The organism is Rugamonas apoptosis, assembly GCF_014042355.1.
GTDB lineage: Bacteria > Pseudomonadota > Gammaproteobacteria > Burkholderiales > Burkholderiaceae_D > Rugamonas > Rugamonas apoptosis.
The window spans coordinates 110337-136658 of sequence record NZ_JACEZU010000004.1; the positions used below are offsets into that span (position 1 = coordinate 110337).

At 65.2% G+C, this 26322-nt stretch carries 23 protein-coding genes; 14 read left to right on the plus strand and 9 right to left on the minus strand.

All coding sequences use genetic code 11. The annotated features are described in order from the left end of the window. The first annotated feature begins 232 nt into the window (after window positions 1–232). Entirely contained in the window at window positions 233–1723 is a 1491-nt protein-coding gene (locus H3H39_RS09805) for a methyl-accepting chemotaxis protein (protein ID WP_182153190.1), read from the plus strand. Window positions 1724–1846: 123 nt separating this feature from the next. Next, window positions 1847–4537: a sensor domain-containing diguanylate cyclase gene (locus H3H39_RS09810; RefSeq protein ID WP_182153191.1), complete on the plus strand. Its 2691-nt coding sequence runs from the start codon at window positions 1847–1849 to the stop codon at window positions 4535–4537. A 12-nt stretch (window positions 4538–4549) separates the two neighbouring features. Here H3H39_RS09810 and H3H39_RS09815 read toward each other — a convergent pair whose 3' ends face one another. Both H3H39_RS09815 and H3H39_RS09820 read right to left on the minus strand, forming a co-directional pair. After that, window positions 4550–5179, minus strand: a complete 630-nt coding sequence (locus H3H39_RS09815; RefSeq protein ID WP_182153192.1) for an FABP family protein — start codon at window positions 5177–5179, stop codon at window positions 4550–4552. Window positions 5180–5238: 59 nt separating this feature from the next. After that, on the minus strand, window positions 5239–6126 hold the full coding sequence (locus H3H39_RS09820) for a LysR family transcriptional regulator (protein ID WP_182153193.1): 888 nt from the start codon (window positions 6124–6126) through the stop codon (window positions 5239–5241). Window positions 6127–6250: 124 nt separating this feature from the next. On the opposite strand from H3H39_RS09820, the gene H3H39_RS09825 reads away from it, so the two are divergent. Continuing rightward, entirely contained in the window at window positions 6251–6670 is a 420-nt protein-coding gene (locus H3H39_RS09825) for a DoxX family protein (protein WP_182153194.1), read from the plus strand. A 66-nt stretch (window positions 6671–6736) separates the two neighbouring features. Here H3H39_RS09825 and H3H39_RS09830 read toward each other — a convergent pair whose 3' ends face one another. Continuing rightward, the gene (locus H3H39_RS09830; RefSeq protein WP_182153195.1) at window positions 6737–7705 is read right to left on the minus strand and encodes an MBL fold metallo-hydrolase; all 969 of its coding nucleotides are present in this window, start codon (window positions 7703–7705) and stop codon (window positions 6737–6739) included. 273 nt (window positions 7706–7978) lie between these two features. Here H3H39_RS09830 and H3H39_RS09835 point away from each other — a divergent pair, with 273 nt between their 5' ends. Continuing rightward, window positions 7979–9277, plus strand: coding sequence for an NCS2 family permease (locus tag H3H39_RS09835; protein ID WP_182153196.1), 1299 nt, complete (start codon window positions 7979–7981; stop codon window positions 9275–9277). Here the strand turns inward: H3H39_RS09835 and H3H39_RS09840 are convergent. Then, entirely contained in the window at window positions 9262–9609 is a 348-nt protein-coding gene (locus tag H3H39_RS09840; RefSeq protein ID WP_182153197.1) for a hypothetical protein, read from the minus strand. The two genes, H3H39_RS09835 and H3H39_RS09840, sit on opposite strands and share 16 nt — an antisense overlap. A gap of 126 nt (window positions 9610–9735) precedes the next feature. On the opposite strand from H3H39_RS09840, the gene H3H39_RS09845 reads away from it, so the two are divergent. From H3H39_RS09845 to H3H39_RS09855, 3 genes are all read left to right on the plus strand, one after another. Continuing rightward, a complete protein-coding gene (locus tag H3H39_RS09845; protein ID WP_182153198.1) occupies window positions 9736–10206 on the plus strand; it encodes an Lrp/AsnC family transcriptional regulator in 471 nt (156 codons plus the stop codon). A gap of 176 nt (window positions 10207–10382) precedes the next feature. After that, window positions 10383–12104: a methyl-accepting chemotaxis protein gene (locus H3H39_RS09850; RefSeq protein ID WP_220461493.1), complete on the plus strand. Its 1722-nt coding sequence runs from the start codon at window positions 10383–10385 to the stop codon at window positions 12102–12104. A gap of 103 nt (window positions 12105–12207) precedes the next feature. Then, window positions 12208–13116 (plus strand): LysR family transcriptional regulator, encoded by a 909-nt coding sequence (locus H3H39_RS09855; protein ID WP_182153199.1) that lies wholly within the window; start codon window positions 12208–12210, stop codon window positions 13114–13116. Between the two features lie 123 nt (window positions 13117–13239). Here the strand turns inward: H3H39_RS09855 and H3H39_RS09860 are convergent, their stop codons facing one another. Continuing rightward, complete coding sequence (locus tag H3H39_RS09860) at window positions 13240–14292, minus strand: NAD(P)-dependent alcohol dehydrogenase (RefSeq protein ID WP_182153200.1); 1053 nt, start codon at window positions 14290–14292, stop codon at window positions 13240–13242. A gap of 255 nt (window positions 14293–14547) precedes the next feature. Between H3H39_RS09860 and H3H39_RS09865 the strand changes: the two genes are divergently transcribed. The 4 genes from H3H39_RS09865 to H3H39_RS09880 all read left to right on the plus strand — a co-directional run bounded on the left by H3H39_RS09865 (window position 14548) and on the right by H3H39_RS09880 (window position 19396). Beyond that, a complete protein-coding gene (locus tag H3H39_RS09865) occupies window positions 14548–15432 on the plus strand; it encodes an AraC family transcriptional regulator (RefSeq protein ID WP_182153201.1) in 885 nt (294 codons plus the stop codon). 210 nt (window positions 15433–15642) lie between these two features. Beyond that, a complete protein-coding gene (locus H3H39_RS09870) occupies window positions 15643–16101 on the plus strand; it encodes a (2Fe-2S)-binding protein (RefSeq protein ID WP_182153202.1) in 459 nt (152 codons plus the stop codon). 14 nt (window positions 16102–16115) lie between these two features. Further along, window positions 16116–18332, plus strand: coding sequence for a xanthine dehydrogenase family protein molybdopterin-binding subunit (locus tag H3H39_RS09875; RefSeq protein ID WP_182153203.1), 2217 nt, complete (start codon window positions 16116–16118; stop codon window positions 18330–18332). Then, window positions 18332–19396, plus strand: a complete 1065-nt coding sequence (locus H3H39_RS09880) for an XdhC family protein (RefSeq protein ID WP_182153204.1) — start codon at window positions 18332–18334, stop codon at window positions 19394–19396. Before H3H39_RS09875 ends, H3H39_RS09880 begins: the two co-directional genes overlap by 1 nt. Here the strand turns inward: H3H39_RS09880 and H3H39_RS09885 are convergent. Next, the gene (locus H3H39_RS09885) at window positions 19390–20391 is read right to left on the minus strand and encodes a LysR family transcriptional regulator (protein WP_182153205.1); all 1002 of its coding nucleotides are present in this window, start codon (window positions 20389–20391) and stop codon (window positions 19390–19392) included. The genes H3H39_RS09880 and H3H39_RS09885 overlap by 7 nt on opposite strands. A gap of 120 nt (window positions 20392–20511) precedes the next feature. Between H3H39_RS09885 and H3H39_RS09890 the strand changes: the two genes are divergently transcribed. The 3 genes from H3H39_RS09890 to H3H39_RS09900 all read left to right on the plus strand — a co-directional run bounded on the left by H3H39_RS09890 (window position 20512) and on the right by H3H39_RS09900 (window position 22093). Continuing rightward, a complete protein-coding gene (locus tag H3H39_RS09890; RefSeq protein WP_182153206.1) occupies window positions 20512–20817 on the plus strand; it encodes a DUF1330 domain-containing protein in 306 nt (101 codons plus the stop codon). A gap of 46 nt (window positions 20818–20863) precedes the next feature. Then, window positions 20864–21388 (plus strand): NAD(P)H-dependent oxidoreductase, encoded by a 525-nt coding sequence (locus H3H39_RS09895; RefSeq protein ID WP_182153207.1) that lies wholly within the window; start codon window positions 20864–20866, stop codon window positions 21386–21388. Between the two features lie 135 nt (window positions 21389–21523). Then, window positions 21524–22093, plus strand: coding sequence for a YIP1 family protein (locus H3H39_RS09900; protein ID WP_182153208.1), 570 nt, complete (start codon window positions 21524–21526; stop codon window positions 22091–22093). Window positions 22094–22183: 90 nt separating this feature from the next. On the opposite strand, the gene H3H39_RS09905 is transcribed toward H3H39_RS09900, so the two are convergent. The 3 genes from H3H39_RS09905 to H3H39_RS09915 all read right to left on the minus strand — a co-directional run bounded on the left by H3H39_RS09905 (window position 22184) and on the right by H3H39_RS09915 (window position 26299). Then, window positions 22184–23041, minus strand: coding sequence for an outer envelope protein (locus H3H39_RS09905; RefSeq protein WP_182153209.1), 858 nt, complete (start codon window positions 23039–23041; stop codon window positions 22184–22186). A 109-nt stretch (window positions 23042–23150) separates the two neighbouring features. After that, a complete protein-coding gene (locus H3H39_RS09910) occupies window positions 23151–24452 on the minus strand; it encodes an NCS2 family permease (RefSeq protein ID WP_182153210.1) in 1302 nt (433 codons plus the stop codon). A 221-nt stretch (window positions 24453–24673) separates the two neighbouring features. Further along, entirely contained in the window at window positions 24674–26299 is a 1626-nt protein-coding gene (locus tag H3H39_RS09915) for an HAL/PAL/TAL family ammonia-lyase (RefSeq protein WP_182153211.1), read from the minus strand. Window positions 26300–26322: the final 23 nt, after the last annotated feature.

Consider the following 26322-nt stretch of genomic DNA (forward strand, 5'->3'; position numbering starts at 1 on the left):
AATGCGCGTCGAGTGTACATCCCAGTGAAGTAATCGGCAACATTCCATTCCCGCCAGATATGTTGTTTTTCTCTCTTTAGTGCTGCGATTCTAATAAGAAATATTACTCGATTCGCAAAGCGGTCGCTGCTACACTGCCCGCACCCGGAGGAGACGCCGGGCTTGATCAACCGTACCGCGGACGCGGCCATCGCACGGCGCGCCAGGGACTGATAAGAGAAAAAGACGGCCCATGAATTTCACTCACCATATCGGCAACATCAAGATCGGCCACCGGCTGACGATCGCTTTTGCCCTCACCACTGTCATGCTGGCCGTGGTGGTCGCCTTGGGCGCTTCGGCCCTGCGCATGACGGCCACGGAACTCGACCGCGGCGCCAGCCAGCGCGCGCAGCAGATCGGCCAGCTGCGCCAGATCAAGGATGAACTGGCCCGCCAGGCCGGCGCGCAAGACCAGGCACGGCCGGCGGAACCGGCCACGGGCGGGGCCGGCGCCAACGAGGCCCTGGCGCGCCTGGCCGAACAACTGAACGACACCAGGGCCGCCGACGCCGCAAGCCGCGCGCGCCTGGACAGTAACGTCATGATCGTGCTGGGCCTGGCCGGCGGCATTTTGAGCCTGTTGACGGCGTGGTTCATCACGCGCGGCATCGTCGGCCCCATCAACCATGCCGTCAAAGTGGCGCGCACGGTGGCCGGGGGCGACCTCAGCTCCCGGATCGAGGTCCGCAGCACGGACGAAATCGGCCAGTTGTCGGCCGCCCTCAAGGACATGAACCACAGCCTGATCGGCATTGTGCGCGAAGTCCGGGGCAGCACGGATGCCATCGCCACCGCTTCGGCCGAGATCGCGGCCGGCAACCTGGACCTGTCGGAACGCACCGAGCGCCAGGCCGGCGCGCTGGAGGAAACCGCCTCCTCGATGGAGGAACTGACCGCCACCGTCAAGCGCAACGCCGAGCATGCGCACCAGGCCAACACGCTGGCGCAGTCGGCCTCGGACGTGGCCGGCCAGGGCGGCGCCGTGGTGGCCCAGGTGGTCGACACCATGGCCTCCATCAACGCCTCGGCGCGCAAGATCGTCGACATCATCGCCGTCATCGACAGCATCGCCTTCCAGACCAATATCCTGGCCCTGAACGCGGCCGTGGAAGCGGCCCGCGCCGGCGAACAGGGCCGCGGCTTCGCCGTGGTGGCCAACGAAGTGCGCAACCTGGCGCAGCGTTCGGCGGCGGCGGCACGCGAGATCAAGACCCTGATCGGCGACTCGGTGGACCAGGTGGACGCCGGCGCGCGCCTGGTCGATGCGGCCGGCCACACCATGGGCGAGATCGTGGCCAGCGTGCGCCGCGTGACCGACATCATGCGCGACATCGCCGGCGGCAGCCAGGAGCAACTGGCCGGCATCGAACACATCAACGCGGCCGTGAGCCAGATGGACCAGGGCACCCAGCAGAACGCGGCGCTGGTGGAGCAAGCGTCGGCGGCAGCCAGCACCATGCGCGAGCGGGCACGCCACCTGTCGCACGCGGTCGACCAGTTCCGCCTGGACGGCGCAGTGTCCGGCGCGGGCACGGGCGTGGACTCGGCCAGCATCAGCGCCATGCCCCGCCAGCGCCCCAAGCGCATACCTGCGCCGGTGCCGGTGGCGGCCGGCCCGCACGCGTACGCCGCCCGCAAGGTGGCCAATGGCGCCGACGAGGATCAGTGGCTGGAGTTCTAAGCGGCGACGGCGCGGGCAAGCCGCTTGGCCTAGTCCACCCGGGTGTGCAATACTGGCACTAAAATCTTCCGCCGCCGCCCTATGCTCGCCAACGTGCCACTCTTCCGCAGCCTGAAATTCCGTATGACGGCTGTGGTGGTGGCGCTTGTGCTGGCGGCCACGGTGATCGTCACCTCGGTGGCGCTGTTGCTGGCCGAACGCGACATGGAAGCGGTAATCGGCGACCAGCAATTCGCGCTGTTGTCGGCCGCCGCCGCCAACATCGATTCCCAGCTGGAAGCCAAACGCACGCTGCTGGCCAGCCTGGCCGACGCCGTGCCGCCCGACCTGAACGACCATCCCGAGCGCATGCAGCAGTTCATCGAGCAGCATCCTACGGTGCGGGCCGCGTTCCTCAACCTGGTCACCTACGACCGCCAGGGCGTGCTGCGGCACACGGCGCGCGCCGGCATCGGCACCTGGCCGCTGACGGCGGCATCCAAACAATTTTTCGAGCAAGCCCTGGCGTCGCGCGGCAGCCTCATTTCCGACCCGTTCAAAAGCACGTTGACGGACTTGCCCGTGGTGCTGATCACCCAACCCGTGCTGGACCAGACGGGCGCGGTGGCGATGGTGCTGGCCGGCAGTATCGACCTGGCCAACGCCTCGTTCCTGACGCCCGTCAGCGCGCAGCGCCCGGGCAAGACGGGCTTCATGTACATCATGACCAGCAAGGGTATCCTGGTCAACCACCCCACCCGCGCCCGCCTGCTGCAACACATCAACGCTCGTCCCGGCGTCAACCGCGCCACGGAAATGGCGCTGCAAGGCTTCGAAGGCTGGACCAACGCCACCAACAAGGACGGCCGCGAAGGCATCTACGCCTACAAACGGATCCCCGCGGCCGACTGGATCCTGGGCGCCCGCTACCCCACCGAGGAAGCGTTCGCGCCCATGATCGTGATGCGGCGCCACGCGGTGCTGGTATCGACCCTGTTCGCCGCGCTGGCCGGCGCCGTCGGCTGGGCCGCGATCCACGTCTTACTGCGCCCGCTGGGCCGGCTGCGCCGCCACATCGCCGACATCCGTGCCGGCAAGGCCGGCATCGACGTGCTGCAGCGGCGCCGCCGCGACGAGATCGGCGAACTCAGTGCCGCCTTCCACGTGCTGATGGCCGAGCGCGAAGCGGCCGAACAAAACACGCGCGAGAGCGAATCGCTGATCCGCAATATCCTGGAGCAGGCGCCGGACGCCTTCATCAGCTGCGACCCCAACGGCATCATCACGGAATGGAACGCCCAGGCCGAGAAAAGCTTCGGCTGGAGCCGCGCCGAGGCCGTGGGCCAGGATGTGGCGGAGCTGATCATCCCACCCGCCATGCGCCCGGAACACCGGGCCGGCATGGCGCGCTTCGCTGCAGGCGGCAACGGGCCGGTGCTCAATTCGCGGGTGCGCGTCACGGCCCGCCACCGCGGCGGCCACGAGGTGCCGGTCGAACTGTCGGTGCGCTCGCTGCGCCATGGCAACGCCTACTACGCCACCGCCTTCCTGCACGACATCACGGAACGGCTGGTATATGAGCAGCAGATCGCCGCCAGCGAAAAACGGGCACGCATGATCGCCGATAACATGCCGGCCATGATCGCCTACGTGGACGACCGGCTGCGTTACCGTTTCACCAACGAGCATTGCCGCCAGTTGCTGGGCATCGAACCCAACGCCCTGCTGGGCCGCACTTTCGGCGACACCTTCGGCGAAGCGTTCCGCGAGCGCCTGCGCCCGCACTACGAGGCGGCGTTGCGGGGCGAGCGGGTGCACTACGAGCGCGAAGGCAACGAGACGGGCCGCCCGCTCCAGCTCATGGTGGACTTGATTCCCGACCAGCGCGGCGATGGCAGCGTGGCCGGCTTCTACCTGATGGCGCTCGATATCACGGAGCGCAAGACCGCCGAACTGACCCAGGCCGCCAGCGAGCAGCGCCTCAAGCTGTTGACCGATAACCTGCCGGTGCTGATTTCGTACACCGACCGCGAGCGCCGCATCCAGTTTCTCAACGCCACCTACCGCGACTGGTTCGGCATCGACCCGGACAGCATGATAGGCCGCCCGCTGGCCGATGGCATAGGCCGGGAACAGTATCGCGACGCCGAGGAACACCTGGAGCGGGCCTATCAGGGCCAGATCGTCACTTATGAACAGAAAGCGCGCATCAAGGGCAGCATCCACACGCTGGAAACCACTTTCGTGCCGGAAGTGCGGGGCGATGGCGAGGTGGCCGGGGTCTATACGCTCACCCATGACACTACCCGCATGAAGGAGATCGAGGAAAGGCTGATTCATCTGGCCCGCGTCGACCCCCTGACCGGCATCCCCAACCGGCTCATGTTCGAGGAATTGCTGCAACTGGCCATTGGCCGCGCGCGCCGCAACCGCCAGCCCATGGCGCTGGCCTACCTGGACGTGGACAAGTTCAAGAACGTCAATGACAGCATGGGGCACGGCGGTGGTGATGCGGTGCTCAAGGAATTCGCGCTGCGCCTGGCGGGCAACGTGCGCGCCACCGACACCGTGGCGCGGCTGGCCGGCGACGAATTCGTCATCATTTTCGAACAGGTCAATGACCCCGACGAAGCAAGCCGGCTGGCGGCCAAGATCGTCGAGGCGATCCGGCCCAGCTTCACGGTGGCGGGCCAGCCGCTGGCCGTCACCACCAGCGTGGGCGTGGCCTTGCACCTGGGCGGTGAACAGACGGCGGCCGAACTGGTGGCGCGCGCCGATGGCGCGCTGTACGCGGCCAAGCGGCGCGGGCGCGACGGCTACGTGGTGGCCCAGTGAGCGCCGGCGGGATCAGCGCGCCAGTGGATTGGGAGTCGGCTCCGCCACCTTGACCAGCAGGTTCTTGTCCATGTGGTGGAACGGTTCGTCCTTGCCACGGATCTCCATCACCGTGTCCTCCTCATAGCCCCAGGTGCCGTCATCGTGGATGGTGACCTTGATGCGGTATTCCGTCGTCTTGAAGCCGTATTCGAGGAAGGGATTGGAGCAGATGCCGTAGGTATCCTGTTCGCGGCGCGCCACCAGCTCGAAGCTCTTGGCATCGGCCGCCGCCTGGCCCGAGGCCATGGCGATCTGGCCGCGCGGGATGGCCAGGGTCTGGATCACGGTGCCGGTGGCCGGTTCCCACAGCCAGTACCCCACCTGTTCGTGGTAAGTCTTGACCTGTTCCGGCTTGCTGATCAGGATCAGGTAGCGCAGGCCGTAGAACAGCTGGGGGCCATTGGTGACGGGGTCGATCGGCTGCAGCTCGATGCGTTCCACAAACGCCTGCTTGCGCGGCCCATCGGCCTTGGGTTTGATGTCCAGTCCCCGCTGGCCTTCCCACACGCCGGCCATCGGGCACAGCGGCCCCAGGTTGTCCAGAGTGTGGATGTCGATGTTGGATGGTTCGGTGTAGATATCCTGCGAAAATTCGCTCATGCCTGCTGCCTTTCCTTGTTGGGCTCGATGGTGCGAGCTATTGTAGAGCAAGCGTGGCGTCATTGCCGCAGCCGTTCCAGAAACCAGCGCCCCGCCGGTCCGGGCGGCGCGTCCTTGCGGTACAGGGCGCGCATGGAAAACGCCGAACCGAAAGCCGGACCGCCTTCGATCGCCAGCGGCTGCAAGGTGCCGCGCGCCAGATCATCCTCCACCATATGGCGTGGCATGCTGCCCCAGCCCAGTCCCGCGCGCAGGAAGGCCAGTTTGGCGCCCAGGTCCGCCAGTCGCCATACCTGGGGCGACATCACGTTGAAGTCGCGCCCCTGCGTGAGGCTGGAACGGTCGGTCAGCACCAGTTGCACGTGGCGCGCCGCCTCCTGCACCGGCACCGGCCCGACCTCCCCGGCCAGCGGATGACAAGGCGCGACCACCAGCAGGGCCGGCACCTCAAGCAGGTATTCCGTACCGCATTCGGGCGGCAGATACGGGAACGAGCCGACGATGCCGAGCCGGCAGCGGCCATCCAGCACCGGCTGCACCACGGCGCCCAGCGCCTCCACGTACAACCGCAGCGGCGTGCGCGGGAACTGCTGGTGGAAGGCGCCCACCGCCGCCGTCAGCGCGGCGATGGGGAACATCACGTCCACCGCCACCGCCAGTTCCGGCTCCAGTCCTTCGGCCAGCGTGCGGGCACGGGCCTTGAAGCTGTCCATGCTGCTGGCCGTGGCGCGCGCATCGTCCAGCAGCGCGCGGCCGGCCTCCGTCAGGCGCGGGTAGCGTCCGCTGCGGTCGAACAGGGCGAAACCGATTTGCTGCTCCAGGTTGGCCAGCGTCTGGCTGACGACGGATTGGGCGCGGCGCAGCTTGCGGCCGGCGGCGGAAAAGCTGCCTTCATCGGCGGCGGCGATGAAGGTGCGCAGTTGGTCGAGGGACATGGCGTCCAGCATGTATCGCTCCGATAGATGGATTCCATCTAAATATATAGGCTTCCGCGATACACGTCCAGCGCCTACCATGCAGTCATCGGATCGCACAACGCGCTCCACAACGGAAACCACCAAGGAGATCGCCATGAACAACGCCAACACCACTACCCTGCCCCTGATCAGCCGCCTGCTGATGGCCACCATCTTCGTCTTCAGTGGCCTGGGCAAGATCGCCGCGCCGGCGGCCACCATCGGCTACATCGGCGCCATGGGCCTGCCTTTCCCAACGTTGGGACTGCTCGGCGCCATCGTGATCGAAGTCGGTGGCGGGCTGCTGTTGGTGGCCGGCCTGCAAACGCGTGCCACGGCGCTGGTGCTGGCCGGGTTCTCGCTGGTGACGGGCTTGATCTTCCACCACGCCATCGGTGACCAGAACCAACTGATCCACCTGCTGAAAAACATCGCCATGGCCGGTGGCCTGCTGCAGATCGCCGCCTACGGTGCCGGCAGCCTCAGTCTGGATGCGCGCCGGGGCGGCACGCTGGTGGGCCGCGCACTGCCTTAAGGACCAAGCGACGAGCTGGCGACTACGCCGATGGCACTGAGCGCAGCAATATGTAGGCCGCGCCGGCTACAAGTCGATTTCCATGCCGTCGTAAGCCGACAAAACCTCCAGCGGCGCTTCGCCCGTCACCTCGGCGTAGCGCCGCGTTTCTTCCAGCACCCGCTCGATCTGGGTGTCGCCCTGCACCGGCTCGTGATGGAACAGGCAGAGTTTGTGCACCCCGGCCAGCTGGCACAGCTCCACTCCCACCACATTGCTCGAATGACCCCAGTCGGCCTTGACGGAAATGGCGTCGGCCAATGAATACATGGCGTCGAAGATCACCAGGTCGGCGTCGCGGAAGAATTCCACGAACGCCAGGCGCTGGGCCATGTCGTCCAGCCGGTGTTCCGAATCCGTACTGTAGACCAGCGCGTGGCGGCCATGCTCCAGCCGGTAGCCGTAGGAATCGCCGCCATGCAACTGGCGCATGGCCGTCACCCGCAGGCCGTCGATCTCGACGGGGATGCCCGGCGTCATCATGCGAAATTCGATATGGGCGGCCATCTGTTCAAAGCGGACCGGAAAGCTGATCGGTTCCTGCTGGCGCCGGAACGCCTGCTCCAGCTCCGCATGGCAGCCGTAGATGATGATACGGTTGCCGGGAATGTAGGCCGGGGTGAAGAACGGGAAGCCCATGATGTGGTCCCAGTGCAGATGGGACATGAACACGTGGTAGGTCTGTGGGTGGTCGCGGCCGTAACGGGCCAGCTTGGCACCGGCCAGCGCCCGCGCGCCCGAGCCCAGGTCCAGTATCACATGCTGGCGGCTGCTGGCAGGATCCCACACCTCCACTTCCACGCAGCTCGAATTGCCGCCATAAGTGCCGCGCACGTCGAACGGCAATTCCCGGTCCACATAGGCGGCGACCTTGTCCGGCGTGTCCAGCCCGCGGCCGATGGCGCCTTCCAGCGCGGCCACCAGCTTGGCGCGTACCTGGGCCTGGTTCAACGCCACGGGCAGCGAACCACGCGCGCCCCAGATCCTCGCCTTCATGGCGCTCTCCCTGTTCTATCCGCCTGCCCGTGCCGCTCTCGCTTCATCGTCGCATCGCCTGCTGGTTGCGGCCACATGCAGGTGTACATGTCTCATCCGCGTAGGAGAAAGTGTAGCAAATGCGAGCCCCGCGCCGCCAGCGATTCGGTGCGGTGGCGGCGCCAAGGCGGCCCGCTGCTTGTCAATAAGCCATTTTTGAGGAAGGCGCATCGTGCTATGCTCTCGCCTCCCCGCGCCGGCGCGGGTCCGACCGATCAAGACCCGGAGTATATTTTGAACTTCCTGCAGAGCTTCTTCAGGCTGAAAGAGAACGGCACCAGCGTGCGCACCGAAGTGGTGGCCGGCGTGACGACCTTCCTCACCATGGCCTACATCATCTTCGTCAACCCCAGCATCCTGGGCGACGCGGGCGTGCCCAAGGAAGCCGTGTTCGTGGCCACCTGCTTCGCGGCGGCGCTGGGCACCATCATCATGGGCCTGTACGCCAACTACCCGATCGCCATGGCGCCGGGCATGGGCTTGAACGCCTATTTCGCCTATGCCGTCGTGTTGGGCATGGGTATCTCGTGGCAGGCCGCGCTGGGCGCCGTGTTCATTTCCGGCTGCCTGTTCGTGCTGGTCAGCCTGCTGGGGGTACGGGAGCAGATCGTCAACGGCATTCCGCACTCGCTGCGCACCGCCATCACGGTGGGCCTGGGCCTGTTCCTGGCGCTGATCGCGTTGAAGAGCGCCGGTATCGTGGTGGCCAATCCCGCCACCCTGGTGGGCGTGGGCGACCTGCACCAGCCGTCCACCATCATGGCGATTTGCGGCTTCATGCTGATCGTCACGCTTGACCGGTTGAAAGTGACGGGCGCCATCCTGATCGGCATCGTCGCCGTGACGGTGATGAGCTTCTTCTTTGGCGGCAATACCTTCCACGGCCTGGTGTCGATGCCGCCGGCCATCGAGCCCACGCTGCTCAAGCTGGACCTGCAAGGCGCGTTCTCGGTCGGCCTGCTCAACGTGGTGCTGGTGTTCTTCCTGGTCGAGCTGTTCGACGCCACCGGCACCCTGATGGGCGTGGCCAGCCGCGCCGGCCTGCTGGTGGGCGGCAAGATGGAACGCCTGAACAAGGCCTTGCTGGCCGACAGCTGCGCCATCGTGGCCGGTTCCATGCTGGGCACGTCGAGCACCACGGCCTACATCGAAAGCGCGGCCGGGGTGCAGGCGGGCGGGCGCACCGGCCTCACGGCGCTGGTGGTGGCGGCATTGTTCCTGGCCAGCCTGTTCATCGCCCCGATCGCCGGCGTGGTGCCGGCCTACGCGACGGCGCCTGCCCTGCTGTATGTGGCCTGCTTGATGCTGCGCGACCTGACGGAAGTGGACTGGAGCGACAGCACGGAGAGCGTGCCAGCCGCCATCACGGCCCTGCTGATCCCGTTCACCTACTCGATCGCCCACGGCATCGCGTTCGGCTTCATCACCTACGCCGCGCTCAAGCTGGCCACCGGCCAGGCACGCAAGGTCAAACCGATTGTCTGGCTGATCGCCGCAGTCTTCCTGTTCAAGTACGCTTACTTGAAGGCATAAAGCGCAGCAGTCTCGCACTGCCGATCCGGTTCAGGCCGCTCGCCTGAACCGGTGCTCGCCTCGCCGGCCACCAGCGCCGGCGTTTCCCGGATCGCCAGGATACCGATCACGTTGTGCAGCCGCTGGCGGCATAACAGCAGCGCGCCTTCCTCTTCCGATGCGATCCGCATCGACACCTCCAGTCCACCCAGCCCGCCCGTCGTGCGCAAGCTGCGCAAATCCAGTCCCAACCGCCGAACAATGGCCAGCGCGCCTTCCAACGTGCCGATGGCGCCATCGGCCTCGATGCGGAAGCGGAATGTCTTTTGGTGCAATGTTGCGGAGGTAGTCATGCGAGAACTATACCCGCCAAGGTGAGGAATAGGCTCCCATACTTTGCCGCCATTCCCCATGCTAACAGAAGAATCTTCCCTTTGGATATAATTCCTGGGAATAATCATCCTCTTTGACCGGAATCCATGGAAGAGCACCACCAACTCGACGAAATCGACCGCCGCATCCTGCGCGAACTGCGCCTGGACGGGCGCCTGAGCAACACCAAACTGGCGGAGAAAGTGGGCCTGTCCACCACGCCATGCTGGAACCGGGTGCGGGCGCTGGAGGAACAGGGCGTGATCGAAGGCTACACCGCACTGCTCAGCCAGCAGTCACTCGGCTATCCCGACACCGTCATTATCGAAGTGACGCTGGATCGCCACGATGACGACATTTTCGAAAAGTTCGGCCAGGCCCTGGCCGATCTGCCGGAAGTGATGGAAGCCTATCTGCTGACCGGGGAATATGACTACCTGATCAAGGTGGCCGTGGCGGGCACGGCGGGCTACGAGGAATTCCTGCGCCGCAAGCTGTACAAGCTGCCGGGACTGCGCCACAGCCGCTCCACCTTTGTGCTGCGTTGCCTGAAGCGCAGCTATTCCGTGGTGCCATGAGCTGGTGGGGCGGCCATACAACACCCGTGCGCCCGTGCCGGGGCTGAGTCGTCAAATGATAATTGATTGGCGGTAAATGATAAGCGGCAATCCTCCTTGCCGGAACAGAATGAATCTCAAGGAATCAAGTATAGGTTCCATCACGATACATAACGTTCCACTCAGGAGACACACGCATGGTCAAGGATTTCTACCTGCGCTGCGCAGCGGCGGTAGGTAAGCTCAACATAGGATTACGACTGACGATGGGCTTCGGCCTGACCATGGTGCTGCTGGTGGCCATGATCGGCGTCGCCCTGCTGGCGATGGCCGGCATGCAGCAGCGGATCGACAATATCCTGCAGGATCAATATCGCAACGTGACCCAGGCCAACGAAGTGAAATACGACGTGGCCGTGATCCACCAATTGCTGCGCAGCGCCATCATCGCCGCCGAATACCAGGGCGAAAAAGCGGTGCTGGGGCAGATCCGCCCCATCCGCGAGCGCAACGCGGCGCGGTTGAAGGCCTTCCAGTCCACCCTGCACGCCCCGGCCGACAAGCGGGCGCTGGACGACATCCTCAAAGCCAGCCAGGCCGACCAGGCTAACCAGACGGAACTGTTCCAGCTGCTGACCGCGGGCAGCCTGACGGAAGCGAAGAGCATGCTCAACGCGACGATGCGGTTATCGGAACAGGAATTCGTGCAAGCGCTGCAGACGCTGGTCAAGCTGCAGTCCGAGCACATGGCGCAGGAATCGGCCCTGTCCAACGCGGCCTACGCCAGCGCCCGCCTGCAGTTGCTGCTGATGGGAGCGGCCGCGCTGGGCCTGGGCAGTATCGGCGCCTGGCTGCTGGTGCGCGGCTTGCTGCGCGAACTGGGCTGCGAACCGCGCGAAGCGAGCCGCATCGCCAGCCGCATCGCGGACGGCGACCTGACGGTGCAGATCGCCCACCGCCGCCGCAGCGACGACAGCCTGCTGGCCGCGCTGGAAACCATGCGCGACAAGCTGGCCGACCTGGTCAGCCAGGTGCGCGGCGCCACCGACCAGATCGCCACCAGTTCGGCCGAAATCGCCGGCGGCAACCAGGAACTGTCGCACCGCACGGAACAGCAGGCCGGTTCGCTGGAGGAGACGGCCGCCTCGATCGAGGAACTGACGGGCACCGTCAAGCAGAACGCCGACCATGCCCACCTCGCCAACGACCTGGCCATCAAGGCGTCGAGCGTGGCCACCGAGGGCGGCAATGTGGTGGGCCGCGTGGTGCAGACCATGTCGGCGATTAATGCCGCCTCGTCCAGGATCAGCGACATCATCGGCGTGATCGACGGGATCGCCTTCCAGACCAATATCCTGGCCTTGAACGCGGCCGTGGAAGCGGCCCGCGCCGGCGAACAGGGACGCGGTTTCGCCGTGGTGGCGACGGAAGTGCGCAGCCTGGCCCAGCGCAGCGCTTCAGCCGCCCATGAGATCAAGGCGCTGATCAACGATTCCGTGGCCCAGGTCCAGCTGGGCAGCACGCTGGTGGCCGACGCCGGCGTGACCATGACGGCCATCGTCGCCAGCGTCAAGCGCGTGACGGACATCATGGGCGACATCATGGCGGCCAGCGAGGAGCAGAGCTCCGGTATCGAACAGGTCAACTCGGCCATCATGGACATCGACGGCGTGACCCAGCAGAACGCGGCGCTGGTGGAACAGGCTGCGGCAGCGGCGGCATCCATGCAGGACCAGGCCGGCCAGTTGGCGGAACTGGTGAGCATCTTCAAGCTGCCCGGCGAGAGAGCGCGCGCGATGGGGCATGCGACGGGCCACGCGACGGGGCACGCGATGGGACGCCAGACAGTGCGCGAGACTGTGCGCACCTCGGCCACCATCGCCCCGTTGCGCACACGGAGTCAACGCCGGCTGGCGTGAGCGGCCAGAACCTGTATCATCGATGCCCTGAACAAAGGCGGGGACGGCGTGGTGCACGGTGCGGCCACGCGCGCCCGCCAGCCCCCCAGGAGGATACGGTTACATGGCGCGCGACAATATCAATGACATTCTGGTGTTCCTGGCCGTGGCCCGGGAACGCAGCTTCACCCGCGCCGCCGCCAAACTGGGGCTGACCCAGTCCGCCCTCAGCCACATCATCCGCTCGCTGGAAACCCGGCTCGGCGTGCGCCTGCTCACGCGCACCACGCGCAGTGTGTCGCCCACCGAGGCGGGCGAACGGTTGCTGCAGAACGTCGCTCCGCGCATCGAGGAGATCGAAGCGGAGATCGCCGCCGTCAGCGACCTGGGTGACAAGCCGGCCGGCACGGTACGTATCACTGCCATTGATTATGTGGCCGATACCGTACTGTGGCCGCGCATCGCACCGCTGCTGCGCGCCTATCCGGACCTGCATGTGGAGATCAGTTCCGATTACCGGCTGGTCGATATCGCGGCCGAACGGTATGACATCGGCGTGCGCTATGGCGACCAGGTGGACAAGGACATGATCGCCGTGCGCCTGACGCCAGAAGTGCCGATGGTGATCGTGGGCGCGCCGGCCTATTTCGCGCACCGCCCCACGCCCGCTTCGCTGCAGGACCTCATGCGCCACAACTGCATCGTGCTGCGCATGCCCACCAGCGGCGCCGTCTACGCCTGGGAGCTGCTGGACCAGGGGCGGCCGGTCGAGGCGCGGGTACGCGGCCAGGCCATGTTCACCAGCGTCTACCCGATGCGCGACGCCGCGCTGGACGGCAACGGCCTGGCATTCCTGCCCGAGAGCATGGTGGCCGACCACCTGCGCGCCGGCCGGCTGGTCAGCGTGATGCGGGACTGGTGCCCGGCGTTTGAGGCACTGCATGCCTACTATCCCAGCCGCCGCAACAGCTCGCGCGCACTGGCGCTGGTGATCGATGCGATCCGATTCAAGGACGGCGCCGCCAGCCGATAACCGCAGGCCGCTAGCCGTTGGCCGTTGGCCAGCACGCCCGCCCTCCCCGTCGCTCCTGCGCGTGCGGCCAACGCCGCGAACAGCGCGGCGACCAGCCGGTTCAGGAGTCATGTTTTACACGCTTTACTTCCCGGCCAGGGTGCTGCTGTCGATCACGAAGCGGTATTTGACGTCGCCCTTGAGCATGCGCTCGTAGGCCTGGTTGATCTCGTCGGCGCGGATCATCTCGATATCGGCCACGATGCCGTGTTCAGCGCAGAAGTCCAGCATTTCCTGGGTTTCCGGGATGCCGCCTATCATGGAACCGGCGAGGCTGCGGCGCTTGCCGACCAGATTGAAGACGGCCGGCGCGGGATGCGGTTCGGCCGGCACACCAACCAGGGTCATGGTGCCGTCGCGCTTGAGCAGCGTGAGGAAGCGGTCCAGGTCATGGGGCGCCGCCACCGTGTTGATGATCAGGTCCAGGCTGGCAGCATGGCGCGCCATGTCGGCCGCATCGCTCGACACCACCACTTCATCCGCGCCCAGCGCCTTCGCGGCTTCCCGCTTCGATGCCGAGGTGGTGAACGCCACCACGCGTGCGCCCATGGCATGGGCCAACTTGATACCCATGTGGCCCAGGCCACCGATGCCGACGATGCCCACCGTCTTGCCCGGCCCCGCCTTCCAGTGGCGCAGCGGCGAATAGGTGGTGATGCCGGCGCACAGCAGTGGCGCAACGGCGGCCAGTTGCTGCTCCGGATGACGCACCTTCAGCACGTAACGCTCATGCACCACGATCTGCTCCGCATAGCCGCCCAGCGTGTGGCCGGGCGCGTCGGCGGTCGGGAAATTGTAGGTGCCGGTCATGTGGTCGCAGTAGTTTTCCAGGCCGTCGTCGCACTCCGCGCAATGCTTGCAACTGTCGACCATGCAGCCAACGCCCACCAGGTCGCCCACCTTGAATCCGGCCACCTGCTCACCGATGGCCGACACCCGGCCAACGATCTCGTGGCCCGGTACGCACGGATACAGCGTGCCCGCCCATTCGCCGCGCACCGTGTGCAGGTCCGAATGGCAAACGCCGCAAAAGGCGATATCGATGCGCACATCCTTGGCGCCGGGGGCGCGGCGGGTAATATCCAGGGATACCAGTGCTTGGTCGGCGGCGTGTGCGCCGTAGGCTTTAATCGTCATGGGATGCTTCCTTTCGTTTATTTTCAAAATAGCGAAGGCGGCATGGTAACGACTAAAGCAGCCCTGAAACGGGCTGGAATTTGCATGGGCTTATGAATAAGATACATCAATAACGCCGCCAACAAATGAAATTTCGATCTAATTTATGGGGCGTCTATTGATGAATCAGATTCATAAGGGCATACAATTAAACAGGCTAACTCTGCGGCATTGTTGCAAGGTAAGCTGCAAGGTTGCTATCTTGTTGGGACTATTATGCAAACATTGGCCACGTCGATCGCGCACTGGACCCGGGAGACGGATGACTTTCCGACGCCCATTTCCAGCCTGATCCTGTACCGCCGCAGTGTGCCGACACCGCCCGCCCCGTGCCTGGTCGAACCTGGCATCGTGCTGGTCGCCCAAGGTGCGAAACAGTTGGTGATCGGCGAACAGGCCTACCGCTATGACGCGCAGCGCTTCCTCGTGACCTCAGCCAACCTGCCCGGTAATTCGCAGGTGCTGGAGGCGTCGCCGGAACGGCCCTGCCTGGGCCTCGTGTTCCGGCTCGACCTGCGCATGATCGCGGAACTGGCCGCGCACATCCCCCTGCCATCGCACGCCGAACTGGCCAGCCAGGGTGCGGCCACCCCCGGCCTGCTGACGCCAGCGCTGGCGGAACCGTTCAACCGCCTGCTGGCCTTGCTGCATGAACCCGAGTCGTGCGCCGTGCTGGCGCCCCTCATCGAGCGTGAAATCCACTACCGCCTGCTGCTGAGCGACCAGTCGGCGCGGTTGCGGCAAATCGCCTCGGCGGGCAGCCAGAGCCTGCGCATGGCGCGCGTGATCGACTGGCTCAGGGTGAACTTCGCCCAGCCGCTGCGGATCGATGATCTGGCCGCGCTGGTGAAAATGAGCAGCTCCAGCCTGCACCTGCATTTCCGCCAGCTCACCACCATGAGTCCGCTGCAATACCAGAAGTGGCTGCGCCTGAACGAAGCCCGGCGGCTGATGCTGAGCGAACAATTGGATGCGGCCAGCGCCGCCTTCCAGGTCGGTTACGAAAGTCCTTCGCAATTCAGCCGCGAGTACAGCCGTTTATTCGGCGCGCCACCCAAACGCGATATCGACAGCTTGCGGCGGCACGCGGCGCCGGCCTGAAGCGCCCAGGAGACTGTTTCAAAATGGGCGCAGCGAGGCGCGGCGACGAAGACAGTGCGCCTGCACGGCAAGGAGCCGAAACGAAGCTGCGCGCATTTTGAAGCGGTCTCAAAGAGTATTAGGCAAGAAATCACGCTGATCGTGCTATCGGCCCGGAAAATCGGCTCAGTAGAATGTAAGCTCGCAATTCTACTAAGCGGAGCTACCGGAATGATCACCCTTAACATCAACGGCAACACGACCCGCGTCGACGTGGCTGGCGACACGCCCCTGCTGTGGGTGCTGCGCGACCGCCTGCACCTGACCGGCACCAAATACGGCTGCGGCATGGGCCTGTGCGGCGCCTGCACCGCACACCTCGACGGCCATCCCGTGCGCTCCTGCAGCACGCCCGTCTCCGCCGCCGTCGGCAAGAAGATCGTCACCATCGAAGCCGTGGACCAGGCGCGCGTCGGCCAGGCCGTGCAGGCCGCGTGGCAAAAGCTCGATGTCGTCCAGTGCGGCTACTGCCAGTCCGGCCAGATCATGAGCGCCGTCGCGCTGCTCGAATCCAATCGCAAGCCGACCGACGCCGACATCGATAGCGCCATGGCCGGCAATATCTGCCGCTGCGCCACCTACGTGCGCATCCGCGCCGCCATCCACGAAGCGGCCCAGGCGCTGGCTTGAAAGGGAATATGAACATGCACACGCCCCGTATCGAAAACGACAGCCGCCGCGCCTTCCTGCGCGGCGCCCTGCAAGGCGCGGCCGGCCTCACGCTGGCCATCTATCTGCCTGGCGCGCATGCGGCCGGTGCCGCCGCCCCCGCAGCGGCCGGCGCGGCCAACCTTGCGCCCGCGTTCGAGCCGAACGCCTTTATCCGCATCGGCACCGACGGCATGGTGACGGTGATCTCCAAGCACGTGGAAATGGGCCAAGGCGCCTACACCGGCCTGGCCACGCTGGTGGCCGAGGAACTGGATGCGGCCTGGTCCCAGGTACGCATCGAAGGCGCGCCGGCGGACGCCAGCCGCTATAACAATCTCGCGTTCGGCCCATTCCAGGGCACGGGCGGCAGCACCGCTATCGCCAATTCGTGGGAGCAGATGCGCAAGGCCGGTGCCAGCGCGCGCGCCATGCTGGTATCGGCCGCCGCCGCGCAATGGCAGGTGCCGGCCGCCAGCATCAGCGTCAGCGATGGTGTGGTCACGCATGGCGCCAGCGGCCGCCACGCCACGTTCGGCGAGCTGGCGCCAGCCGCGGCGCACCTGCCCGTGCCAGCCGACGTGACGTTAAAATCGCCCACCGACTTCAAGTTGATCGGCAAGCACGTGCCGCGCAAGGACAGCGCCGACAAGATCAACGGCCGCGCGCGTTTCACCCAGGACGTGCAGTTGCCGGGCATGCTGACCGCCGTGGTGGCGCACCCGCCCCGTTTCGGCGCCACCGTGCAATCGTTCGACGCCAGCAAGGCCAAGGCCGTCAAAGGTGTGGTGGAAGTGGTCCAGATCCAGAACGGGGTGGCGGTGCTGGCCAAGGATACCTGGAGCGCCATCAAGGGCCGCGAAGCCCTGCGCGTCGTGTGGGATGAATCCAAGGCCTCAAAGTTGAGCAGCGAGGAGCTGTTCACCCGTTACCGCGCGCTGGCCCAACAGCCGGGCGCCGTGGCCCGTAGCGAAGGCGATACCGACGCCGCCTTCGCCCGCGCCGCGCGCACCCTGCGCGCGGCGTACGACTTCCCCTACCTGGCCCACGCGGCGATGGAACCGCTCAATTGCGTGGTGCAGCTGGGCGCTGGCCAATGCGAACTCTGGTACGGCGCGCAGTTCCAGTCCATCGACCAGGGCTCGGTCGCCGCGCTGCTCGGAGTGAAACCGGAACAGGTGAAGATCAACATGCTGTACGCCGGCGGCAGTTTCGGCCGGCGCGCCAGCAAGGACGCCGACTACGTGCTGGAGGCGGTGCGGATCGCCAAGGCCAGCAAAACCAAGGCCCCGATCAAGATGGTGTGGCTGCGTGAGGACGACATGAAAGGCGCTTACTACCGCCCGGCGTTCCACCACGCGCTGGAGGCGGCACTGGACGCCGACGGACGCCCGATCGCCTGGCGCCACCGCCTGGTGGGCCAATCCATCCTGACCGGCACCGCGTTTGGCGGCATGGTCAAGAACGGCATCGACACGGTGTCCGTGGAAGGCGCGGCCAATCTACCGTATGGGATTCCGGCGCTGCAGGTGGAATTGCACTCCCCGGCCGATATCCCGGTGGCGGCGCACTGGTGGCGTTCCGTGGGCTCGACCCACACCGCCTATTCCACCGAGACGTTCATGGACGAACTGGCGGCGGCGGCGGGACAGGACGCCGTAGCCTACCGCCTGGCGTTGCTGGGCAAGCACCCGCGCCATGCGGGCGTGCTGAAGCTGGCCGCCGAGAAGGCCGGCTGGGGCCAGCCGCTTGCCCAAGGCCCGGCCGGCACCCGGCGCGGGCGCGGCGTGGCGGTGCATGAGGCGTTCGGCACCTTCGTGGCGGAAGTGGCGGAAGTGACCGTCGCCGCCGATGGCAGCTTCACTGTTGACCGGGTGGTATGCGCCGTCGATTGCGGCATGGTCGTCAACCCGGACGTGGTGCGCGCACAGGTCGAAGGCGGGGTCGGCTTCGCATTATCGGCGGCGCTGCATGGCGCCATCACGCTCAAGAATGGCGCGGTGGAGCAGTCCAATTTCCACGACTACGCGCCGATCCGCATCAATGAGATGCCGAAGGTGGAAGTGCATATCGTGCCGTCGGCCGACAAGCCGACCGGGATCGGTGAGCCGGGCGTGCCGCCTTTGGCGCCGGCATTGGCCAACGCACTGGCCGCCGCCACCGGCAAACGGATACGCAGCCTGCCGATCCGCACCGGCGAGCTGCAAGCCTGATGGAAAGCGTCGACATGCAGGTGCTGGACGCGGCCCGGCGCTGGGCCGCCGAAGGCCGGCGCCTGGCGCTGGTGACGGTGGCCCACACCTGGGGCTCGGCGCCGCGTCCGGCCGGTTCGTGGCTGGTGTTGCGCGACGATGGGCTGACGGTCGGTTCCGTCTCCGGCGGCTGCGTGGAGGACGATCTGATCGCCCGCATGCGCGACGGCCGGCTCGCGGGCCAACGGCCGTTCCCGCTGACCTACGGCGTCACCAAGGATGAGGCGACACGCTACGGCCTGCCCTGCGGCGGTACGCTGGAACTGATCGTCGAACCGGCGCCCGACGCGGCCCAGCTGGACGATCTGGCCGCCCGCCTGGGACGGGGCGAACTGGCCATGAAAACCATCGACCTGGCGCAAGGCGGCGTGGTGCTGGCGGCGGCCCAGGCGGGCGACAGCCTGCGTTGGGATGGCGAACGCCTGCGCACCGTCCACGGTCCGCAATGGCGCTTGCTGATCGTGGGCGCCGGGCAGATCTCGCACTACCTGGCGCCCATGGCGCGGGCGCTCGATTACGAAGTCACCATCTGCGAACCACGGGTGGAATATGGCGCGGCGTGGGAGGTGCCCGGTACCCGCCTGGTGACGGCCATGCCCGACGACGCGCTGCTGGCGATGCGGGCGGACGCCCGTTGTGCGGTGGTCGCGCTCACGCATGATCCCAAGCTGGACGACCTGGTACTGCTGGAAGCCTTGCGCTCACCCGCCTTCTACGTGGGCGCGGTCGGCTCGCGCCTCAACGACAGCCGGCGGCGCGAACGGCTGGCGCAGCATTTCGACTTTTCACCGGCCGAACTGGCGCGCCTGCATGGCCCCATCGGCCTGCCGATCGGCAGCCACACCCCGCCGGAAATCGCGGTGGCCATCATCGCCGAAATCACTGCAGTGCGCCACCGGGCGCCGATCGCGCGGCGTGACGTGCCGCAGCCGCCCATGGTGCGCCAGGACGCGGAGCGCGCGCCTCAGCGAGGCCTGGCGGAGCGCATTACTCAGCAAGGTCTGGCGAAGCGGGAACTTCACTGAGGCGTCGCGGAGCGCGAACGGGACCTTGCCCCCGTCGCCGGCCTGGCCGCATATGACGCCAGCGCGGACAGCGGCACATGCAGCGCCTCATCGCGCGCGAACGCCTCCAGCAGGTAATCGATGGTGGCCCGCACCCGGGACGCCACCAGCGCCCGGTGCGGATACACCATCACCATCTCATAGCTGCCGGTGTCATGCTGCTCCGGCATCACCAGCCGCAGTTGCCCGCTTTTCAAATAAGGCCATGCGGAATGCAGGCCCACTTGCGCGATGCCCAACCCATCGGCGGCCGCCTGCGCCAGCGATTCGGGCGCCGACAACACCAGCGCGGCGCCGTCCAGCGCCAGCGATGAGATACTGCCGTCAGCCCCCTTGAAGCTCCAGGGCGGCACTTTGCCCCCCAGGAAGCGGCGCACCAGCAGCTTGTGGCCGGCCAGTTCGCTCGGCGCCAGCGGCACGCCGGCCCGCCCCAGGTAAGACGGCGCGGCCACCAGCACCAGTTTGAACTTGCAGATGGGGCGCGAGATCAGCGCCGAATCCGCGATCTGGCCGCCGCGTATGGCCAGATCATAACCATCGCCCACCAGATCGACCACGCGGTCATCGAAATCCACCTCCACCGACAACTCGGGATAACGAGCCATCAAACCGGGCAAGGCGCGCATCAACTGGTCGCGGCCCAACGCCGCGCTGGTCGAAATCCGCACCCGGCCGGCCACCTGCACCCGATGCTCGGCCAATACGTCCACGGCGGCGTCCAAGGCTTCCAGTCCTATCCGTGCCTGGCGCAGGAATACGGCGCCCTCCTCGGTCAGGCTCAGGGTGCGCGTGGTGCGGTTCATCAGCCGTACGCCCAGGCCGCGTTCCAGCGCCGCCACGTTCTTGCTCACCGCCGCCGAACTGATCCCCAACGCGCGACCAGCCGCCGCAAAACTGCCGGCATCGGCCACCTGCACAAACGACAGGATGGCCCGGACCCGCTGCGATACCTCCATACCATGCTCCCCAATACGATTATCAACCTGAGGCTACGAATGCATCAACCCATTCACGTATTTTAGTTAAGAGTCATCCGCCTCACAATACGCTTCGTTCATCCTTTTTCGAGAGCAATCATGAGCCAGGCAGCCTATTTCGTCTTCACCGTCGACGTCCACGACCCGGACGGCATGCAACCGTATCAAGCGCAGGTCGCGCAAACCTTTCCTCCCTATGGCGGCAAACTGATCGTGGCCGGCGGTGCGCTGCAGGCGATCGAGGGCCAGGCGCCGCGAGGCAAAATCATCATTCTCCAGTTCCCCACGGTGGAACAAGCCCGTGCCTGGTATGACTCGCCGCAATACCAGGCCATTCTCGGCCACCGGCTGGCCTCCGCCGCCGGCGATGGCCTCCTGATCGAAGGCTGCGCCGTCGCCGTATAAGCGGCCAGCCACCTGCTTCCCTTCCCATTGTTTTATAAGGACGTTTATGAAAACCCTGGTTATTGTTTCCCATCCCTATCCGGAACAGTCGCACGCCATCAAGGCGTTGCAGCATACGGCATCGCAGCAGTCCAATGTCACGGTGCGCAACCTGGAATCGCTCTACGGTCATAACCCACAAGGCTTCGACGTCGCCGCCGAACAGCAGGCGAGCGAGGCGGCCGATCGCATCGTCCTGCTGTTCCCGGTCCACTGGTTCAACCTGACGCCCATGCTCAAAGCCTATTTGAACCAGGTGTGGACCCATGGCTGGGCTTTTGGTCCGGACGGCACCGCGCTCAAAGGGAAGCAAATGCTGGTGGTCACCACCACGGGCGCGACCGAGCATCTGTACACGGCCGAGGGCCTGATCCAGAGCACGGTGGAGGAAGTGTTGACGCCGATGAAGGCCAGCGCCCTCTATGTCGGCATGGAATATAGCCGCCCGTTGGCGTTCCACAGCGCCATGGGCGCGAGCGAGGAGGCGCTGGCGCACTTCCAGCTCGCGTTCGCGGACCGTCTGCGCCACTGAGCGCGGAGGGTGGGTGGCGGGTGGCGCCAAAAAGGAGCTTTCAAATACCTCATAAAGTGATATAGTTTTCCTCAACAGGGGTGCGGCCTTAGTCCCCTGCCGGTCACAAGCCAAATCAACTCGAGGAGATGCGATATGAGCACGTTGGACTATTTGAAAATGCCGTTTTCTGCGCACGGTGCCTGGGACAAGTTAAGCAAGGTACACCCGGCCATCTGGAAAACCCTGCTGTCGCTGGTGTTGCCGCTGTCGCTGATCCCACCCGCCATGCTGATCTACGCCGGCGGCCACCATCCAGAGGTGTACTGGATGTCTGCCTCGCCGCAGCGTTTCCAAATGATTGCCACCCTGTTCCTGGTGGCCGAACTGTGCACCGTACCGCTGATGGCGCTGGCCATCAAGTCCATCGCCGAAGCGCATCAGGTGCGCGTCGAATTCCGCGACACTTTCATGCTGGCCGCCATTTCGGCCGTACCCATGTGGCTGTCCGCGCTGGCGCTGGCGATTCCCAGCCTGCTGTTGACGGTATCGCTGCTGGTACTCGGTCTGCTGGCGGCGCTGATGCTGCTGTTCCAGGGCAGTACCACTATCCTCAAGATTTCCAATGAAATCGAAGCGCAGGAAGTGTGCTCGCAAGCCTACGCCGTGGGGGCGCTGGTGTGGACGCTGCTGTGCGTGTTCGTCAAACTGAGCTTGATGAGCTGAACAAAACACCGCCCGAATAAACCGGGGTCAGGTCATGAAATTGCGCGTCTCACGCAACTTCATGCCTGGCCCCGGTTTTCATTCGCGGCCTTAGAAATGGTACTCGGCGCGCAGCATCGGCGTCTTGGCCACGTAGCCTTGTCCGCCGGTGGTGGCCGAGGTATTACCGAACTTGTTGCGCCAGTATTGGTACTCGATACCGACCTTGAACACGTTCTTGGCATGGCCCATGGCGGCGCCCGCGTCCAGCATCAACTGCATGTCGATGTTGGTTTCCGCACCCGTGTCATTACCCACTTCATCCTTGCCCTTGGACGCGATGAAGTTGGCGAAACCTTCGAACGATAGCAGCGAGGTGACTGGAATTCCCCAGTCGGCCGCCAGCATGGCGTGCGTCTTGTAGGTGTAACGGCCGGTGACGGTGGAAATCGGTGGGAAGGCGCCGCTGGGGGCGTTGCTCTCGTTGAGCAGCAACAGGCTGGTGTTCAGGTGGCCCGGCACGTCCCACATCAGCGTGGGGCCCAGCACCAGCATGCGCTTGCGCGAGTTATAGCCGACGTCGTTCTTGGTGTTGATGTCGAAACCTGCCGTCAGGCCGACGCTGTTGACGGGGCCGAACTTCATGCTGGTGCCGCTCACCTTGGCCAGGTCCAGTGTGTGGCGGTACAACACGTACACTTCCTGTGCGCCCGAGGTCTGGGTCAGCGAGGCCGGGTCGTTCTTGTCCGACAGCAGCACGTCCACGTTGAAGAAGTTGGTGCCGTAGTTGTAGCCGCTCACACTGGTCAGGGCGAAGATGTTCTTCTTGATGTCCTGTGGATTGAACGGTTCGCGGTAGTCGTTACCGGTGCGCCAGCTGATGGCGGTGTCGCTCCAGTTGGCGGCGTGGGCGGCGGTGCCGGCCAGGCACAGGCAGGCGATGGAAATCAATTTTGGCAGCTGTCTCATTGTCGTTTTTTTCGTTTTTGCTACGGTTGCGATGGACGCGGCTTGCCCCGCCGGCGCCATCGCTGGCGCCGGCACGGCCATACCGCTAGGGGGAAAGTGCTTCGCCGCCTCAGCCTGCGCCGAGGTAGACGAACTTGAAGGTGAACACGCAGGCGATCGCCCAGATCACGGGGCGCACTTCGCGCACACGGCCGGTCAGCAGCTTCAACACCGCATAGGAGATGAAGCCAAAGGCCACGCCCAGGGCGATCGAGTACGTGAACGGCATGGTCAGCGCCGCGATGGCCGCTGGCACGCTTTCGGTGGTGTCGCTCCAGTCGATGTCGACCAGTTCGCGCAGCATCAGGCAAGCCACATACAGCAGGGCCGGTGCGGTGGCGTAGGCTGGCACCACGCCCGCCAGCGGCGAGATGAACAGGGCCGCCAGAAACAGCACGGCGACAGCGACGGCAGTCAAACCGGTGCGCCCGCCCGCTTGCACGCCGGCCGCACTTTCGATGTAAGCCGTGGTGCTGGAGGTGCCCAGCATGGAACCGGCGACGATGGCGCAGCTGTCAGCCAGAAGCGCCTTGTTCAGGCGTTCCATTTTGCCGTTGACCAGCAGGCCGGCCCGGTTGGCCACGCCCATCAGGGTGCCGGTGGCGTCGAACAGCTCCACCAGGAAGAACACCAGCACCACGTTCAGCAGCCCCACCGACACTGCGCCCATCACGTCCAGCTTGAAGATGGTTGGTTCCAGCGTGGGCGGCGTCGAGACGATGCCGTTGAACTGGTTACCGCCAAAGAAGAAGCTCAGCACCGTCACGGCCAGGATGCCGATCAGGATGGCGCCTTTTACTTTCAGCTTGTCCAGCGCCACGATCAGGAAGAAGCCGACGATGGCCAGGATCACGGGCGCCGAATGCAAGTTGCCCACGCCCACCAGAGTGGCAGGATTGGCCACCACGATGCCGGCGCTCTTGAGCGAGATCAGCCCCAGGAACAGACCGATGCCGACCGTGATGGCGGTGCGGATGGAATGCGGTATGCCGTTCACGATCATTTCGCGCAGCTTGAACACGCTGACGAACAGGAACAGACAGCCCGAAATGAACACGGCGCCCAGCGCCATCTGCCACGGCATGCCCATGCCTTTGACGACCACATAGGCAAAGTAGGCGTTCAGCCCCATCCCCGGCGCCAGTGCGATCGGATAGTTCGCATACAGGCCCATGACCAGGCAGCCCAATGCGGCCGCCACACAGGTGGCGACAAACACGGCGCCTTTGGGCATGCCGGCGTCGCCAAGGATGGAGGGATTGACGAAGATGATATACGCCATGGTCAGGAAAGTGGTGAGGCCGGCGACCAGTTCGGTGCGCACGTCCGTCCCGTTTTCCTTCAGTTTGAAGAATTTCTCGAGTAACAACATTTTTGTCTCCATGTTCTGTTTTAGTACTGCTTTAGCCATGCGCCGATTAAACAAGGGAACAACCGGCGATGATCTGGTATGACCTTATCCCAGCAGCCGCCACGCCATGTACGGGTGACGACATACTTGCTATCTGCTATATCCCATAACAGCCGGGGCACGCCGCATGGTGTACGGCGCCCGCCCCTCCCAGCCCTCCTCTTATCTTGTGACCAGCTGGTTTATACGAATTGTCCAATCTGTGCTTCGACGGCCTTGCGCACCGAGCCCGTGGTGACGAAGGAGCGCGCCATGTCGATGTCGTCGTGGAACCAGCGGTCGCCATCGAGGCAGGCCGGGATCTGGCTGCGCACCGAAGCGTAGGCGGCGGCCGTGCCCTTGCCCAGCACGAAACCGGGCAGCAGGTGTTCCGTCATGGTCAGCGCCTGGGCCGCCAATAACATCTCCACGCCGACGATGTATTGTGTGTTCGATACCACAACGGCGGCCTTGCGGGCGCACCAGGTGGAGTTGGACACGTGGTCTTCGCTGTTGCCCTTGGCCGGAATCGAATCCACGCTGCCGGGCATGCACAGGGTGCGGTTTTCCATCACGAGGGAACTGAGCGAGCATTGCACCACCGGATAGCCCGTGTTCACGCCGCGCACGCCCGACATCAGGTTGCGCGGCAAGCCCCACGACAGCGTGGGATCGATCAGCCGTGCCACGCGCCGTTCGACGATGCTGCCCAGGTCCGCCACGGCCATGGCCAGCAAGTCCATGGCCTGCGCCAGGTACTGGCCATGGAAATTACCGCCGGAGATGATCTCGAAACCGCCTTCGTCCTTGCTGAAGATGAGCGGATTGTCGGTGGCCGAATTGACTTCCTTGTCGATAATGGTGTCGATGTAGTCCAGTGCATCGAACACGGGGCCGTACACCTGCGGCGCGCAGCGCAGCGAGTAGACGTCCTGGATGCGGGCCGTGTACGGGATATCGGTGCGGCGCAGCTCCTCGGGGAACTGCACGGCGCGCGCCTCATGGGTGGTGCGGGTGGAACCTTCCAGCAGGTTGCGCACGATGGCCGCCGTCTTGATCTGCCCCGCGTGCGGGCGCGCCGTGTGGATGCGCGGATCAAAGGCCGACATCTCGGCCCGCATGGCTTCCAGCGTCAGGCCCAGCGACAGACAGGCGTCCGACAGCAGATTGCGCGCATCGTCGGCCGCCAGCAGGGCCACGGCCAGCGACACGGTGCAGCCGTTGATCAGGGCCGACGCGTCCTTGGCCTTCAGTTCGAATTCCACCGGCCCCACGTTCGAGGCGCGAATGGCCGCCGGCGCCGACATGCGCTCGCCCCGGTACATCACCTCGGCCTGTTCGAAGCCGCAGATAGCGGCGGCCAGGTAGGACAGCGGCGCCAGGTCACCGGACGCGCCCACGGAACCCTTTTGCGGCATGATGGGGTGGATGCCGGCGTTGACGAAGGCCAGCAGCCGGTCCACCACCTCGACGCGCGGCGCCGAGTAGTTGCTGGCGAAGGCGTTAGCGCGCAGCAGCATGGTGGCGCGGCTCACCTCCTCCGGGAACGGCTCGCCCATGCCGGCCGCGTGGGCCTTGATCAACTGGGTCTGGAACAAGTTGATGTCCTGTACCTTGACGCGGGTGTCCTTGAGCATGCCCACGCCCGTGTTAAAGCTGTACATCATGGGCGCTTCATCGTGCATCCAGGTCGATTCGATGTAGTCGCGGCTTTCCTTCAGGGCCGCGCGCGAGGACGCGGCCAGGTTCACTTCGATGCTGTGGTCGCGCGCCACGGCCACCACTTGGGCCGCCGTCAGGTTAAATCCGTTGATGGTTGTCGTTGTCATGATTGATCTCTTGATTAGTTGTG